Source organism: Mesorhizobium sp. WSM4815, from assembly GCF_055811575.1.
Map to the genome: position 1 here is coordinate 317,046 of NZ_JBVVQS010000099.1, position 14,466 is coordinate 331,511.

The 14,466-nt window shown below is 62.1% G+C and carries 22 protein-coding genes and 1 other RNA gene; 12 read left to right on the forward strand and 11 right to left on the reverse strand.

Going from position 1 to position 14,466, the window contains the following annotated elements; all coding sequences use genetic code 11:
* Positions 1-67: 67 nt before the first annotated feature.
* Entirely contained in the window at positions 68-709 is a 642-nt protein-coding gene (locus AC0L2B_RS24795; protein WP_473747174.1) for a TetR/AcrR family transcriptional regulator, read from the reverse strand.
* 112 nt (positions 710-821) lie between these two features.
* On the opposite strand from AC0L2B_RS24795, the gene AC0L2B_RS24800 reads away from it, so the two are divergent.
* Together AC0L2B_RS24800 and AC0L2B_RS24805 are read left to right on the forward strand one after the other, a co-directional pair.
* Positions 822-1,655 carry an NAD(P)H-binding protein gene (locus AC0L2B_RS24800; protein WP_473747175.1) on the forward strand — a complete coding sequence of 278 codons (834 nt, stop codon included), beginning with the start codon at positions 822-824 and terminating at the stop codon, positions 1,653-1,655.
* A gap of 1 nt (position 1,656) precedes the next feature.
* A complete protein-coding gene (locus tag AC0L2B_RS24805; RefSeq protein WP_473747176.1) occupies positions 1,657-2,136 on the forward strand; it encodes an anthrone oxygenase family protein in 480 nt (159 codons plus the stop codon).
* A 29-nt stretch (positions 2,137-2,165) separates the two neighbouring features.
* Here the strand turns inward: AC0L2B_RS24805 and AC0L2B_RS24810 are convergent, their stop codons facing one another.
* From AC0L2B_RS24810 to AC0L2B_RS24820, 3 genes are all read right to left on the reverse strand, one after another.
* On the reverse strand, positions 2,166-2,492 hold the full coding sequence (locus AC0L2B_RS24810) for an Rdx family protein (protein ID WP_023800013.1): 327 nt from the start codon (positions 2,490-2,492) through the stop codon (positions 2,166-2,168).
* Positions 2,493-2,556: 64 nt separating this feature from the next.
* Positions 2,557-3,306, reverse strand: coding sequence for a YebC/PmpR family DNA-binding transcriptional regulator (locus AC0L2B_RS24815; protein WP_023800014.1), 750 nt, complete (start codon positions 3,304-3,306; stop codon positions 2,557-2,559).
* Between the two features lie 224 nt (positions 3,307-3,530).
* The gene (locus AC0L2B_RS24820) at positions 3,531-3,854 is read right to left on the reverse strand and encodes an ArsR/SmtB family transcription factor (protein WP_023800015.1); all 324 of its coding nucleotides are present in this window, start codon (positions 3,852-3,854) and stop codon (positions 3,531-3,533) included.
* A 51-nt stretch (positions 3,855-3,905) separates the two neighbouring features.
* On the opposite strand from AC0L2B_RS24820, the gene AC0L2B_RS24825 reads away from it, so the two are divergent.
* From AC0L2B_RS24825 to AC0L2B_RS24835, 3 genes are read left to right on the forward strand one after another with little or no spacing between them, the layout of a single operon-like run.
* Positions 3,906-4,388 (forward strand): SRPBCC domain-containing protein, encoded by a 483-nt coding sequence (locus AC0L2B_RS24825; RefSeq protein WP_473747177.1) that lies wholly within the window; start codon positions 3,906-3,908, stop codon positions 4,386-4,388.
* Positions 4,389-4,404: 16 nt separating this feature from the next.
* A complete protein-coding gene (locus tag AC0L2B_RS24830) occupies positions 4,405-4,767 on the forward strand; it encodes a hypothetical protein (RefSeq protein WP_128170690.1) in 363 nt (120 codons plus the stop codon).
* A 27-nt stretch (positions 4,768-4,794) separates the two neighbouring features.
* A complete protein-coding gene (locus AC0L2B_RS24835) occupies positions 4,795-5,262 on the forward strand; it encodes an SRPBCC family protein (protein WP_473747179.1) in 468 nt (155 codons plus the stop codon).
* Between the two features lie 151 nt (positions 5,263-5,413).
* Here AC0L2B_RS24835 and AC0L2B_RS24840 read toward each other — a convergent pair whose 3' ends face one another.
* The 4 genes from AC0L2B_RS24840 to ssrS form a co-directional block, all read right to left on the reverse strand.
* The gene (locus AC0L2B_RS24840; RefSeq protein WP_473492175.1) at positions 5,414-6,181 is read right to left on the reverse strand and encodes a TerC family protein; all 768 of its coding nucleotides are present in this window, start codon (positions 6,179-6,181) and stop codon (positions 5,414-5,416) included.
* A gap of 72 nt (positions 6,182-6,253) precedes the next feature.
* Positions 6,254-7,078: a TIGR00282 family metallophosphoesterase gene (locus tag AC0L2B_RS24845; protein WP_023800020.1), complete on the reverse strand. Its 825-nt coding sequence runs from the start codon at positions 7,076-7,078 to the stop codon at positions 6,254-6,256.
* Positions 7,079-7,159: 81 nt separating this feature from the next.
* Positions 7,160-7,747 (reverse strand): 5-formyltetrahydrofolate cyclo-ligase, encoded by a 588-nt coding sequence (locus tag AC0L2B_RS24850; protein ID WP_473747180.1) that lies wholly within the window; start codon positions 7,745-7,747, stop codon positions 7,160-7,162.
* Positions 7,748-7,841: 94 nt separating this feature from the next.
* A non-coding RNA gene (gene ssrS / locus AC0L2B_RS24855) (6S RNA) lies at positions 7,842-7,997 on the reverse strand.
* Positions 7,998-8,178: 181 nt separating this feature from the next.
* On the opposite strand from ssrS, the gene AC0L2B_RS24860 reads away from it, so the two are divergent.
* From AC0L2B_RS24860 to msrB, 6 genes are all read left to right on the forward strand, one after another.
* Positions 8,179-9,018: an AAA family ATPase gene (locus tag AC0L2B_RS24860; RefSeq protein WP_287072235.1), complete on the forward strand. Its 840-nt coding sequence runs from the start codon at positions 8,179-8,181 to the stop codon at positions 9,016-9,018.
* 176 nt (positions 9,019-9,194) lie between these two features.
* Complete coding sequence (locus AC0L2B_RS24865) at positions 9,195-9,641, forward strand: GNAT family N-acetyltransferase (RefSeq protein WP_473747181.1); 447 nt, start codon at positions 9,195-9,197, stop codon at positions 9,639-9,641.
* A 46-nt stretch (positions 9,642-9,687) separates the two neighbouring features.
* Positions 9,688-9,915: a type II toxin-antitoxin system HicB family antitoxin gene (locus tag AC0L2B_RS24870; protein WP_473747182.1), complete on the forward strand. Its 228-nt coding sequence runs from the start codon at positions 9,688-9,690 to the stop codon at positions 9,913-9,915.
* 31 nt (positions 9,916-9,946) lie between these two features.
* A complete protein-coding gene (locus tag AC0L2B_RS24875; protein ID WP_473747183.1) occupies positions 9,947-11,137 on the forward strand; it encodes a vWA domain-containing protein in 1,191 nt (396 codons plus the stop codon).
* Positions 11,138-11,959, forward strand: coding sequence for an MBL fold metallo-hydrolase (locus AC0L2B_RS24880; RefSeq protein WP_473747184.1), 822 nt, complete (start codon positions 11,138-11,140; stop codon positions 11,957-11,959).
* Between the two features lie 109 nt (positions 11,960-12,068).
* Complete coding sequence (gene msrB / locus AC0L2B_RS24885; protein WP_473747185.1) at positions 12,069-12,473, forward strand: peptide-methionine (R)-S-oxide reductase MsrB; 405 nt, start codon at positions 12,069-12,071, stop codon at positions 12,471-12,473.
* Between the two features lie 60 nt (positions 12,474-12,533).
* On the opposite strand, the gene AC0L2B_RS24890 is transcribed toward msrB, so the two are convergent.
* Positions 12,534-12,878, reverse strand: coding sequence for a hypothetical protein (locus AC0L2B_RS24890; RefSeq protein WP_027152869.1), 345 nt, complete (start codon positions 12,876-12,878; stop codon positions 12,534-12,536).
* 217 nt (positions 12,879-13,095) lie between these two features.
* Here AC0L2B_RS24890 and AC0L2B_RS24895 point away from each other — a divergent pair, with 217 nt between their 5' ends.
* Positions 13,096-13,605, forward strand: coding sequence for an arsenate reductase ArsC (locus tag AC0L2B_RS24895; protein WP_473607370.1), 510 nt, complete (start codon positions 13,096-13,098; stop codon positions 13,603-13,605).
* Positions 13,606-13,627: 22 nt separating this feature from the next.
* Here AC0L2B_RS24895 and AC0L2B_RS24900 read toward each other — a convergent pair whose 3' ends face one another.
* Positions 13,628-14,083, reverse strand: a complete 456-nt coding sequence (locus AC0L2B_RS24900) for a hypothetical protein (protein WP_473747186.1) — start codon at positions 14,081-14,083, stop codon at positions 13,628-13,630.
* A gap of 48 nt (positions 14,084-14,131) precedes the next feature.
* Positions 14,132-14,392 carry a DUF2312 domain-containing protein gene (locus AC0L2B_RS24905; protein ID WP_023800031.1) on the reverse strand — a complete coding sequence of 87 codons (261 nt, stop codon included), beginning with the start codon at positions 14,390-14,392 and terminating at the stop codon, positions 14,132-14,134.
* Between the last annotated feature and the right edge of the window lie 74 nt (positions 14,393-14,466).

Sequence of the window (14,466 nt, forward strand, 5' to 3'; positions counted from 1 at the left end):
CGTAAGCCTTTTTCGGATCAGAAGGAACCCGCCCTCGTGGCGGGTTTTTTCTTGCCGGAATGCGGCTCTATTCGTCGACCAGTTCGCGCAGCGCCATGCGCTTGTAGGCGGCGACCAGGTCGTCGCCTTCCTTTCGACCGACCGAGATCGCCAGCCGCATGGTGGCCTCGCCCATCTGCCAGATGAGAAGCGCCGTCGTTTCCAGCGCCGCCGGATCGGCGGCAGGCCGCAGCCGCTTCAGCACTGCGGTGAGGAATTCGGCGTTGGCCCGGCTGTCGGCGAGTTCGAGTTCGCGTAGCGCCTTGTCGGCTTGCGTGCCCGACCAGATGTCGCGCATCACCGGCTCCGCCAGGAACAGCCCATAATAAATATCCACCAACTCGGAAAATGCCCGCCGCAGCCCCTCGGCGTCGCTGACCTCGGCAAGTGCTGCCGCGATGCAGGCCTGGCTTTCGGCGGTGTGGCGCTCGGCCAGCGTCCAGATGATCGCCCGCTTGTCCGGGAAGAACTGGTAGAGCGAGCCGATCGACACGCCGGCCCGTTCCGCAACTTCGCCCATGCGCATGACATCGCTGCCTCGCTCGGCGATCAGCGCAGAGGCGGCGGCCAGCATCCGCTCGACCCGCTCGCGGCTACGCTGCTGGCTGGGCGCCCGGCGCGGCGATGCGATCTGGCCATCCTGTGAACCCGCTACGCTCGAGCCTTCCATCACTGTCTCCTGGCGAATGATCAACAAACTGGCTTGACTCACAAAATACGAGTGTTTATCACGTTTTGCAAATGTGAGGATTACTCATATTTGTGAGCAAAGGAAAATCGCCATGATCGATACAGCAGCAAAACCGATTTTGATCCTCGGCGGCACCGGCAAAACCGGCCGTCGTCTCGCGGACAGGCTGACGGCGCAGGGCCTGCCGGTACGGATCGGCTCGCGCTCGGGCGCCCCGCCCTTCGACTGGGAAGACGATACGACCTGGGAACCCGCGCTCGATGGTGTCGGTGCCGCCTACATCAGCTACTATCCCGATCTTGCGGTGCCCGGCGCGGCCGAAGCGGTCGGCGCCTTCGCCAACCTTGCCGTGGCAAGCGGTGTGCGCCGGCTGGTGCTGCTGTCGGGGCGCGGCGAGATCGAAGCGCAACGTGCCGAAGAGATGCTGAAAGCCTCAGGCGCCGACTGGACGATCCTGCGCTGCGCCTGGTTTTCCCAGAATTTCAGCGAGAGTTTTTTGCTCGATCCGCTGCTGGCCGGTGAGGTGGCTTTGCCGGTCGGCACTGTCGGAGAACCGTTCGTCGATGCCGACGACATTGCCGATGCCGCCGTGACGGTGCTTACCCGGCAAGGCCATGTCGGCCAGCTTTACGAGCTGACCGGGCCGCGTCTGCTGAGCTTCGCCGACGCGGTCGCCGAGATCGGCAAGGCGGCCGGCCGCGACATCCGCTTTGTCAGGATTTCGCATGCCGAGTTCACCGCCGCAGTAGCCGGGCACAATTTGCCGGCCGAGTTCGCCTGGCTGCTCAACGAGCTGTTCACCGAGGTGCTCGACGGTCGCAACGAGGCGCTGACCGACGGCGTCGAGCGCGTGCTCGGCCGCGCCCCAAAGGACTTTTCGGCCTATGCAACCGAAACCGCTGGTACGGGCATATGGAGTGACTGACATGATCATGAAACTGCTTCCCAGCCTCACCTTCATCGCCGCGCTCGGCTCGGGCGTCGTCGCTGGTGTCTTCTTCGCCTTCTCCAGCTTCGTCATGCCGGGCCTCGCCCGCATGCCTGCCGCGGGCGGTATCGCCGCCATGAATTCGATCAACGTCACTGCGGTGACGCCGCTGTTCATGACCGCGCTTTTCGGCACCGGGCTGATCTGCCTCGTCCTCGTCGTCGGCGCTGTCATCGGCTGGGGCCAACCGGGCTCGTTGTGGCTTCTCGCCGGCGCCCTGATCTATGTCGTCGGCAACCTGATCGTGACGATGATCTTCAACGTGCCGCTCAACAACGCGCTGGCCGCCGTCGATCCGGCAAGCGCCAACGGCGCCGCCGTTTGGGCCACCTATCTCAGGGACTGGGTGATGTGGAACCACGTCCGTACCATCACCGCCATCGTCGCGCTGCCCTGCTTCATCGTGGCGTGGCGGTGAACGAGGGCAGAAGTCTAAAAGACCTTGCGTCAGGCAGGGTCTTTTGACGGGGTATCTTTTGACTTGTCGCTCTTGCGGTCGGCATGGCCGAGATCGCGGTCCGGATCGATCACGTCGCGAACCAGTTGCTTGAGCCTTGCGGCATCGGGAAAGCCGCCGTCGCGCTTGCGGTCCCAGACCAGTGTCTCGTTGCAGGAAATGGTGAAGATGCCGCCGGTGCCGGGCACCAGCGTGACCTCGCCCAGATCCGTTGCGAAGGTCGACAGCAGCTCCTGCGCCATCCAGCCGGCCCGCAGCAGCCAGTGGCACTGCGCGCAATAGGTGATGCGGACCTGGGGCAACGGCTTTTCGGTCATGTCAGATTGAGCTCCGCTCATATGTCAAATTGAGCTCCGCTCATATTCTCGGACTGAGCTGTGCTCATGCCGCGCTGAGCTTCGCCATGGTCTCGTCGTCGACCTCGAAATTGGCGTAGACGCTCTGCACGTCGTCATCGTCCTCGAGCGTGGCGACCAACTTCATCAGCGACTGTGCCCGCTCCTCGTCGACCGCAATGTTGGTCTGCGGCTTCCAGATCGGCTTCACTGATTCAGCCTCGCCGAGCGCGCCTTCCAGCGCCTTCGACACCTCACCAAGATTCTCGAAGGCGCAATAGATCGTGTGGCCTTCCTCGTCCGACTGGACGTCGTCGGCCCCGGCCTCGATCGCCGCGTCCATGACCTTCTCCGCGCTGCCAACCGATGCCGGATAGAAGATTTCGCCGACACGGTCCCACATGAACGACACCGAGCCGGTTTCCCCCATCGCCCCGCCGGCCTTAGTGAAGGCGGCACGCACATTCGACGCCGAGCGGTTGCGGTTGTCGGTCAGCGCCTCGACGATGAGCGCAACGCCGCCTGGCCCGTAGCCTTCGTAACGCACAGCTTCGTAAGTCTCGGCGTCGCCCATCGACGCCTTGTTGATGGCGCGCTGGATGTTGTCTTTCGGCATCGACACCGCCTTGGCGTTTTGCACGGCAAGACGCAGGCGCGGGTTCATCGACGGATCCGGCGTGCCGCTCTTGGCGGCGACGGTTATTTCGCGCGCCAGCTTGGAAAACATTTTCGACCGCACCGCGTCCTGGCGGCCCTTGCGGTGCATGATGTTCTTGAACTGTGAATGGCCAGCCATGGCACCCCTGTCGTCTTCTTGGCAGAGCATCCTGCAGCGAGGTAGTCACCTCGCCTTTGCCAAAATGCTCGAAGTCAAATTTCAGAACGTCCCTGCTGCGTCCGGATGGACGTACGGCGCTCTATCTCGGAATGGCCGGCTTATAGATAAATCGGCTCAATTCGTCCAGCCGCGCCGTAAGGATGGTGCGGCAAGGTAACCGCCAGCTGCTTTCCTGCGAACGCTCACTCCTCCAGATCGGATCTCAGCCGGTCGAGAATGCTGATCGCATGCGTGGCGTACTGGCTGATCCAGCGGTCGTGGATCTGCTTGATCGGCAGCGCATTGAGATGGTTCCAGCGCTCGCGCCCCTCGCGCCGCGCCACCACCAGGTCGGCTTCCTCCAGCACTTTCAGATGCAGCATGACGGTGCAGCGGTCCATGTCGGGAAAGGCATCGCACAGCATGCCGGTGGTCCGGGGCGCGTCCTTCAGCTCGTCGAGCAGCGCGCGCCGGCGCGGATGCGCCAGCGCCTTGAAAACATTGTCATCCTGCGCTTTGCTTGACATGTTATATTTTTATAACATAATGCGGTTCTGATCAAGGAAGGAGCTGTGGATATGTCTCTTGGATTCAGAGTTTCGGGCCGCATCGGCAAACCGGTCGCCGAAGTCTTCGATGCGGTCGTCAATCCGAACAAGCTCAGCAGCTATTTCACCACCATCGGCGGCGCCAGTGCCCCGCTGGTGGCCGGCGCCAGGGTCGTCTGGTGGGGCAAGGTCCCGGTCGAAGTCGACGAGGTGGAGAAAGACAACCGCATCGTGCTGCGCTGGGACGCCACCGACGCCGACGGCAAGCCGGCCTACAAGACCCGCATCGAGATGAATTTCGAGCCGCTGGACGATGGCGGCACCTTCGTCACCATCGCCGAGGGCGGCTGGCACGAGGACGCGGTCGGCCTGAAGAAGTCCTACCTCAATTGCGAGGGCTGGTCGCAGATGCTGGCCTGCATGAAGGCCTATGTCGAATACGGCATCAATTTGCGCGACGGCTATTATCGCAGCGAGATGAAGGGCGAGCCCGCCAATGAAGACAATATCTGAGAAGACGGAGGAAAGAATGGCTGCGAAAATCACCGGCGGCATCAACATCGCCATGAAAGTGCCGCCCCACCAACACCAGGAGACGATCGCCTTCTACCGCGATGTCGTCGGCCTAAAACCGTTCACGGCCAAGGCGCCGGCCATCGGTTTCGAGCTCGGCCCCAATCGCCTGTGGATCGACGAAGCGCCGATGCTGAGCCAGGCCGAGATCTGGCTGGAACTGTTCACCGACGATTTTCCGGCCGCCGCCGATCATCTCGCCAAAGCCGGTGTCGTGCGCTGCGACGCCATCGAGGCGCTCGGCGAAGGTTTTCGTGGCGGCTGGATCACCAATCCGGCCAACATCATTCACCTGGTGCGCGAACCCGACGCCTGGTGACGGAGACCGGTTCGGAAGGAGGACGAAATGGATATCCGTGAGACACCGACCGCCGAAGCCGGCATGCTGATCCGGCGGCCGGTCGCAGAAGTGTTCGAAGCCGTCGTCGATCCGGCGATCACGACGAAATTCTGGTTCACCCACGGCAGCGGCAGGTTGGACAGCGGCAAGGAAGTTCGCTGGGAGTGGCGGATGTATGGCGTTTCGACGCCGGTCACGGTCAGCGAGTTCGTCACGAACGAAAAGATCGTCATGCAATGGAGCGATCCGCCGATCACCGTGGTCTGGACTTTTACCGAGATGCCCGGCGGCACGACCTTTGTCGAGGTTCGCAATTACGGTTTTGCCGGCGGACCCGATGAGCAGGTCAGGCAGGCGATCGGCTCGACCGAGGGCTTCGCGCTGGTGCTCGCCGGCGCCAAGGCCTGGTTGGAGCAAGGCTTGACGCTTGGCCTGATCGGCGACCGTCATCCGAAGGGCGTGCCGACCGCTTAAGTCGCCGGGTGCCAAAAGCCATTCTGCAGCGATCCAAGATGTCCGGCAGGACAGAGGGGGTGCTGTCCCTCCGACGTGTCAAAGGTTCTGCATGGCCGCGACAATTGAGGCAGAGCTCAGGCCTTCGCGCCGTCGTTTCGCCCCGCCAACCTCAGTGCCCCGCGCCCGCCTTTGCCTTCCTCCGACGTCGCGCCAGCATGTTGAGGCCCTCGACAAGAGCGGAAAAGCCCATGGCGGCGTAGATGTAGCCCTTCGGCACATGGAAGCCCATGCCGTCGGCGATCAGCGTCATGCCGATCATCAGCAGGAAGCTCAGCGCCAGCATGACGATGCTGGGATTCTTGGCGATGAAGTTGGCGAGCGGCCCGGCCGCCAGCATCATCACGCTGACTGCCACGATCACGGCGATGTACATGATGGCGATCTCGTCGGTCATGCCGACTGCGGTGATGATCGAATCGATCGAGAAGACGAGGTCGAGCAACAGGATCTGGAAGACGGCGCCGCCCAGCGAAAGCTGCAGCGTTTCGCCGATCATCGTGTCCTGATGGTCCTCGAGATCGACCGTGTGGTGGATTTCCTTGGTCGCTTTCCAGACGAGGAACAGGCCGCCGGCGATCAGGATCAGATCGCGCCAGGAGAAACCATGGCCGAAAGCGGTGAACACCGGCGCCGTCAACTGGACGATGATCGAGATGGTGGCAAGCAGCACCAGCCGCATGATCAGCGCCGCCGAAATACCGATTCGCCGGGCGCGGGCCCTCTGCGCCTCCGGCAATTTGTTGGTCAGGATCGAAATGAAGATCAGATTGTCGATGCCGAGCACCACCTCCAGCACGATCAGCGTCAGCAACGCGACCCATGCAGTCGGATCGGAGACAAAGGCGAAATGTGGCGCCAGGAATTCGATGAGCTGCATGGAGGTCGTCCCCTCTTACGATCTGAAGCAGGCGTGGCCGGCAATTAGGTACTGCAATCGCTTACATCAATGTCATGACCAGAACGAGGGCGCGGTTTCTTCGAGCCGCGGCCCGCGGCGAAACGGCGCAATCCGCTCGGTCAGGCCGCTGCGATCCGAAATGTCGACGCCGACGCCGCACAATGTCGCCGGGCCGCTCGCCGCCTCGAAGCGCCCTTTCGGCACCTTCGACAGAAAGCGGTTGAGCGGCTCCTCCTTGTCCATGCCGAGCGAAGAATCATAGTCGCCGCACATGCCGGCGTCTGAGATATAGCCGGTGCCGCCGTTGAGGATATGGTGGTCGCCGGTCGGCTGATGCGTGTGGGTGCCGACGACCAGGCTGGCGCGGCCGTCGACGAAGTGCGCAAAGCACATTTTTTCAGAGGTCGCCTCGGCATGGAAATCGATGACCACCGCATCGGCCTGCTCGCCGAGCGGGCAGGCGGCAAGCTCGCGCTCGCCGGCCTGAAATGGATCGTCGAGTTCGGGATGCATGAACACCCGGCCCATGATGTTGGCGACCAGAACGCGCGCGCCGTTCCTGGCGATGTAGACGCCCGAGCCCCGCCCTGGCGTGCCCTTGGGGAAATTGGACGGACGCAGGAACCGTTCCTCGCGCGGGGCAAAAGCCAGCGCATCGCGCTGGTCCCAGACATGGTTTCCGGTGGTGACGACATCGGCGCCCGCCGAGATCGTCTCGCGAAAGATCTCTTCGGTGATGCCGAAGCCGCCGGCGGCGTTCTCGCCATTGACGATGACGAAGTCGAGTTTGAAATCTGAGATCAGGCCGGGCAGTTGTTCCCACACCGCCGTGCGTCCCGTCTTGCCGACCATATCGCCGAGGAAGAGAAGTCTCATCTAAACATGATCCCGAACCGGAGGTCAGCGAAGCAAAAAGCTGCATGACTTCCGGAAAAGACCATGCGTCCAGGAACTTATCTACAATTTCGGCGCGAACCGGCGCAACCCGCTCTCGGTGAGTATTTCCGGAATGGTCACGTCATGCGGCTCGTCCGGCACCAGCGCCACCTGCTGGCAGTCGAAAGCAATGCCGATCAGCCTGGGCGGCTGCCCCTTGTCGACCAGCCGCGCGATGGCACGGTCGTAGTAGCCGGCGCCATAGCCGATGCGGTGGCCGCGCGCGTCGAAAGCCGCGAGCGGCACCAGCATTACCTGGGGATCGAGCACCTCGGCCTCCTCATGCGGCCCGACGGTGCCGAACCCCATGTCGATCATCGGCGCGCCGCGCACCAGTTCGCGAAAGACGATGGTGGTCTTGTCGAGAATCGCCGGCAGGCAAAGCCGTGCACCTTTTTCGCGCAAGGCGAACATCAACGGCCGGACGTCGACTTCCGAGCGCATCGGCCAGAAGCCGGAGACGATCTGGCCCGGCTCCATCGCAATGCTGTCCCGCGCCGTCTCGGCCACTTCGAGCGCTGCCTCCACCCGCCAGAACGGATCGAGCGCGTCGCGGCGCCCGAGTGCTTCGCGTCGCAACTGTCTTTTCAGGTCTTTCGAGGATGTCATGCGCCGACGATAGAAAAGGTCAGATTTGGATGGAGTTTTAGGAGCGACGTTTTCCACCGCATGATCCACCGAAGCGTGGATCCTTTGCGTCAAGTGACGATCCACACAACCGGTGGAGAGAGCGATCCCGGGAACCTACAAAGTAGGTGGGCGCCGTATGAGAAAACCCACGGGTCTTCCCAGGGACAGCTCCCTAGGGATCATTAAGGCCCCGGGGAAAATGTTCTCCTGCCGGGAAGCGCAGACCGTCACGCCCAATATAGGCCGATGGCAGGCCAAGCGCCAGAGAGACGGCCATGTTCGGCGGCTTTATTCGTCGCAAGGCCCTGCCTGGGAGCTGCGCGGCACATGGGGTCACCGCGCGCTCGCCGCTGCGCCTTGCATGGGCTGGGCTGTCTCCTTACGGTTGCCATGAAAACCGAGGAGCAAAAATGCGTTTCGAAGGCACGGCGGCTTATGTCGCCGACAAGGATCTGATGGTGGCGGTCAATGCGGCGATCGCGCTGGAGCGGCCACTGCTGGTCAAGGGCGAGCCCGGCACCGGCAAGACCGAACTGGCCAGGCAAGTGGCGGCCGCGCTTGGCCTCGAGCTGATCGAATGGCATGTCAAGTCGACGACAAGGGCGCAGCAGGGCCTCTACGAGTATGACGCCGTGTCGCGGCTGCGCGACAGCCAACTCGGCGACGAGCGCTTCAACGACATCAGCAATTATATCAAGCGTGGCAAGCTGTGGGATGCCTTCGCGACGGCCAAGAAGGTCGTGCTTCTGATCGATGAGATCGACAAGGCTGACATCGAGTTCCCCAACGATTTGCTGCAGGAACTCGATCGAATGGAGTTCTTCGTCTACGAGACCGGCGAGACGATCCGCGCCGCTGTGCGCCCGATCGTCATCATCACCTCCAACAACGAGAAGGAACTGCCGGACGCTTTCCTGCGCCGCTGCTTCTTCCACTATATCCGCTTTCCCGACGTCGAGACGCTGCATCGGATTGTCGACGTGCACTATCCCGGCATCAAGCAGAACCTGGTGCGCGCCGCACTCACCCAGTTCTACGAAATCCGCGACGTGCCGGGCCTGAAGAAGAAGCCGTCGACCTCCGAGGCACTGGACTGGATCCGCCTGCTCGTGACCGACGATATCGCGCCCGAGGATTTGCGCGGCGACCCGAAAAACGCACTGCCCAAGCTGCACGGCGCGCTGTTGAAGAACGAACAGGACGTGCATCTGTTCGAGCGGCTGGCCTTTATGGCGAGAAGGCAGGGGTGAGGAGCGGTCGGCCAAAGGCCGACGAAAAGCCAACGATTTGGGCTTTTCGAGCGACTCACGCCCGAAGCCATAGCGCAGGGCCGGGCATGCGGCGGACAGCGCTTTCCCGTTGCTGGACCGTTGCCGCCGTCCGGGCACCGGGGCAGCCTTGGCCCGAAACTTCGGAAGGAAATGAAATGACCGAGATCACCGTCCGCCCACTCGCACAATCCGACCATGCCGACTGGCAGCGTCTGTGGACTGCTTACCTCGCCTTCTACGAAACCAAGCTGCCGGAAGACGTCTACGCCGTCACCTGGAAGCGCCTGTTCACGGCGGGTGAGTTCGAACCAAAAGGGTTCATCGCCACGTTCGGCGGCAAGGCGGTCGGCCTGACGCACTATCTCTACCACCGCTCCTGCTGGTCCGAAAAAAACAACTGCTATCTGCAGGACCTGTTCGCCGACCCGGATGTGCGCGGCAAAGGCGTTGGCGCCGCCCTGATCGAGGCGGTCAAGCAGGGAGCCGGCAAGATCGGCGTCAAGAACGTCTACTGGATGACGCACGAGACCAACACCACCGCGCGCAAGCTCTACGACCACGTGGCACGCAGGACCGGCTTCATCGAATATGATCTGATGTGATGAACGATCGATCACCCGGCTTGCCGGAAGGATTTGAGGAGGAATGATGATGCACTATGTCGGAATTCTGGATAGCACCGATGACGTCTGGGGGGTGCGGGTGCCCGATCTTCCCGGCTGCGGCGGCGCGAGCCCCGAGGAAGCAATTGCCGACGCGACGTCCGCCACCCGCGAATGGATCGAAGCACGTATTGCAAAGCACTTACCCAATACCCAACCCAAGGACGGTAGCGGATTTGCTGCGATCCGGCGAAATCGACAGGCCCGGGCGTGAATCCGTCGTGATCGTGAGGCACAGATAGCAATTGTTCATCCCTTTCTTCCTCGAACTGAAGGCTGCGCGGGTTCCGGTCTCGCTCCGGGAATATCTGTCGCTGCTGGAAGGGCTGGAGGCGGGGCTGGTCGACTATGACGTCGAGGGTTTTTACTATCTCGCCCGCTCGGCATTGGTGAAGGACGAGCGCCACATCGATCGTTTCGACCAGGTCTTTTCGCACGTCTTTAGGGGTGTCGAAGCGCTGGCTGGCGAAAACCCGGTCGACGTCGAAAACATCCCGGAGGAATGGCTGCGGCGGCTTGCCGAAAAGCACCTGACCGATGAGGAGAAAAAGCTGGTCGAGGCGCTGGGCGGTTTCGAAAAGCTGATGGAAACGCTGAAAAAGCGGCTGGAGGAGCAGAAGGGCCGCCATCAGGGCGGGTCGAAATGGATCGGCACCGGCGGCACCTCACCCTTCGGCGCCTATGGCTACAATCCCGAGGGCGTTCGCATCGGCCAGCATGAGAGCCGCAACCGCCGTGCGGTGAAAGTCTGGGACAAGCGTGAATTCAGGAATTTCGACGATGCCGTCGAGCTCGGCACCCGCAACATCAAGATCGCGCTGAAGCGATTGCGCCGCTGGGTGCGCGAAGGCGCCGAGGAGGAGTTCGACCTGCCCGGCACCATCCACGCCACGGCCGAGCACGGCTATCTCGACGTGCAGACACGGCCCGAGCGGCGCAACGCCGTGAAGCTGCTGATGTTCTTCGATGTCGGCGGCTCGATGGACGATCACATCAGAAGCGTCGAGGAGCTGTTTTCGGCCGCCCGCGCCGAATTCCGCCAGCTCGAATATTTTTATTTCCACAACTGCCTTTATGAGAGTGTGTGGAAGGACAATCGCCGTCGCCATGCGGAGGTGATTCCAACTTTCGATCTCCTCCACAAATACGGTCCGGACTACAAGGTGATCGTCGTCGGCGATGCCTCGATGAGCCCCTATGAGATTGCGCATCCCGGCGGCTCGGTCGAGCACTGGAATCCGGAGGCCGGCGTCGTCTGGCTCAGCCGTCTGCTGCAGCAATGGCCGAACGCGGTATGGCTGAACCCCGAAAGCGAAAAGCACTGGGGTTTTACCCATTCGATCGCCATGGTCCGCGACATCTTCGGCGGCCGCATGTTTCCGCTTACGCTGGCCGGGCTCGAGGCCGCGACGAAGCAGCTTTCAAGGAAGCACTGAATGGATCCACACAAAACAGGACGGCCGACCTGCTTCCTCTGCCTGCAATGTGGCGTCCAGTTCGCGGCGGCAGCCGCGCCGCCGGACCATTGCCCGATCTGCGAGGACGAGCGGCAATATGTGCGCTGGGAGGGCCAGGCCTGGATCACGCCGGAAGAGCTCGCCGCCGGTCATCGGGTCGTGATGAAAGACGACGCCGGCGTGCTCGCCTTCGGAATCGAGCCGCGCTTCGCCATCGGTCAGCGGGCGCTGCTGGCACAGACGCCGCACGGCAATGTGCTGTGGGACTGCATCTCGATGGTCAGCGACGAGGCGGCGGCCGAAATCAACCGACGAGGCGGCCTGGCCGCGATCGCCATTTCGCACTGCCATTATTATTCGGCGATGGTCGAGTGGAGCGAAGCCTTTGGCGGCGTGCCAATCTATCTGCATGCCGATGACCGCAAGTGGATCATGCGGCCGCATTCGGCTGTTGTCAGTTGGCAGGGTGAGACGCGCGCCCTGAACCCGTCGCTGACACTTATCCGTTGCGGCGGTCACTTTGCCGGTGGCCAGGTGCTGCACTGGAAGCGCGACGGCGGCAACGCCATCCTGGCCGGCGACATCTTGCAGGTGACGCCAACCCGCCGCCATGTCAGCTTCATGTACAGCTACCCGAACTACATCCCGCTCAATGCGCCGAAGGTGCTCCGCATCGCGTCGGCACTGGAGCCTTTCGCGTTCGACCATATCTATGGCGCATGGTGGAATCAGAACGTCATCGGCGATGCAAAGACGGCATTTGCAAGATCTGTTGCGCGCTATCTGGCAGCGATCGCCTGAGGAATTCTTCGCCGCAGGATTGGAAATACGGGCAAACGCCGTAACAAATGCCTATTTTAGGCGAACTTGGGAAAAGCAGCCCAATAGCAGCATGAGCCAAGAGGCAAAAATGGATAGTCACACCTACCCTGTTACCCGCACCGATGCCGAATGGCGCGCCCGGCTGACGCCGGAGCAATATGCGGTGATGCGCAACCACGGCACCGAGCGGCCGGGCAGTTGCGCCCTGCTTCACGAGAAGCGCGCCGGCACATTTTCCTGCGCCGGCTGCGACCAGCCCTTGTTCGAATCCAAGCTGAAGTTCGAGAGCGGTACCGGCTGGCCAAGTTTCAACGATCCGGTGCCCGGTTCGGTCGAGACGACCGTCGACCGCAGCTACGGCATGGTTCGCACCGAATGCCACTGCGCCCGCTGCGGCAGCCATCTCGGCCACGTCTTCGAGGACGGCCCGCCGCCGGCCGGCCTGCGCTATTGCATCAACGGGGTCGCGCTGAAATTCGAGCCGGCTGCCTGACTGGAATCCAGACGTTGTCAAACAACGGCTTCCGCCGGCCTTTGCCGGCAGCACTGTCCGTCAGATCACAACCACCAGGATCAGCCACAGCACAGCCCCCAGCGTCATCAGCGAAGCCTTGACGCCGCCGGTTTTCTCGGCGGTCCGCCACACCGCAAAAGTCAGGAAGAAATTGTACGGCACCGGTGCGAAATGCACCGCCAGAACGAGAGCGAGCGGCAGCTTCAGCCCGAGCAGGATCAGCGCCAGCACCGACACGGCGATGTTGATCGCCGTGCCGACAAGGACAAGATCGCGCCAGAACAGCCGGTCTAGCGGCGCCGTGCCTTGCCAGCGCGAGCGGAAGAAACCCGCCGCACGGCCTGCCTTGCCGTCTTCGCCTTCGAAAGTCTCTGGCGCACTCATCGATACGGCTTTCCCTCATTCGACAGCCGCAGAGATTTCCAAAGCAGCAAGCCTGTCAACGCAAATCGATCATCGCCACGCAAGCGTATGATTTGACAAATTGTCATCAAACGGTCGTGAAACCTTTCTACGTCGCCGTTGTTGGCGTTTCGGCAAAGACACCTTGCCGGACTCTGCCGCCCCCATCATCCAGTCGCCTGCCAAGGGAGGTCTTGAGATGAGCGATAATGTCTACAACGTGCTGTTTCTTTGCAACGCCAATTCGGCGCGATCGATCATGGCGGAAGCCATTCTCAGCCGGATCGGTGGCGGCAGGTTCAAGGCGTTTTCCGCCGGTTCGCAACCGAAGGGCGAGGTCAATCCCTACGCACTGCAGCTGCTCGAAAGCCTCGGCTACGATACGAGCTTCGCCCGTTCGAAAGGCTGGGACGAGTTTGCCGAGCCCGACGCGCCGGAAATGAATTTCATCTTCACGCTTTGCGACAGCACCGCGAATGAATCCTGTCCGATCTGGCCGGGTCATCCGATGACCGCGCTCTGGTCGATACCGGACCCAGCCAAGGCAGACGGCACCGAAGCCGAACTGCATCTTGCCTTTGCCGATGCCTATCGCATGCTCAACAACCGCATCTCGCTGTTCACCAATCTGCGGATGGATGCGCTCGACCATCTGGCGCTGCAACAGCATCTCGATCGGATTGGCCGCGACACGGCGAAGCCGAACTAACTCAAGCCACTGCGACGCGAATTCACGAACCGGCTTCGCCACCCTCGCCCAGCACCTCGGTAACGGCGCGCTCGAAACGCGATGCTTCCGTCACCAGCCAGTCGGCCATGGCCGGCCAATTGTCCTCGGCAAAACAGTTCACGCGCCACAGCGAATTGATGCCAAGGCCCTCGCAACTCTGTTCCGGTCTGAGCTTCAACCTGTCTTCGATCGCCGGCTGGAACGGCTTCAACCGCGACCAGGCTTGCGTGGCACCGAACTTCTCGTTGCGGCCGAAGAAAACGCCGACATGGTTCTGCGCCGGCGCGACATACATGGAAAGGACCAAAGCGAAGTCGGGCAGCCCGCGCTGCCAGAACCAGGGTCCGCGCCGCGCCATCAGAGGCCTTTCTTCCGGATGCCGTTCCGCGAACAGCGTCCAGAAGCCGCGTTGGCGGAACTCAGAGGCGCGGCGGCCGCCAAAGTCGAATTCGCTCATGGTTCGACCCGTTGCGGGCGCAACCGGCGCCCAGGGCTGTTACCAGCCTTACACCATGCCGAGTGCGGCTTTGTAGAGATCGAGGATGGTTTCCTCCTCTTGCCGCTCAGCCTGATCCTTCTTGCGCAGCCGGATGATCGACCGCATCGCCTTGGTGTCGAAGCCGGTGCCCTTGGCCTCGGCGAACACTTCCTTGATATCGTCGGCGATCGTCTTCTTCTCTTCCTCGAGCCGCTCGATGCGCTCGATGAAGGCTCGCAGCTGGCCGGCGGCAACAGTCTGGCTGGTCTCGGTGATGTCGTCGGCCATTTTTTCTCCGCGTCGTTTTCCATGCCGCGACTCACGAACCGTCGCGGCGAATTTGCAGCGGTTCGATGCCCGAC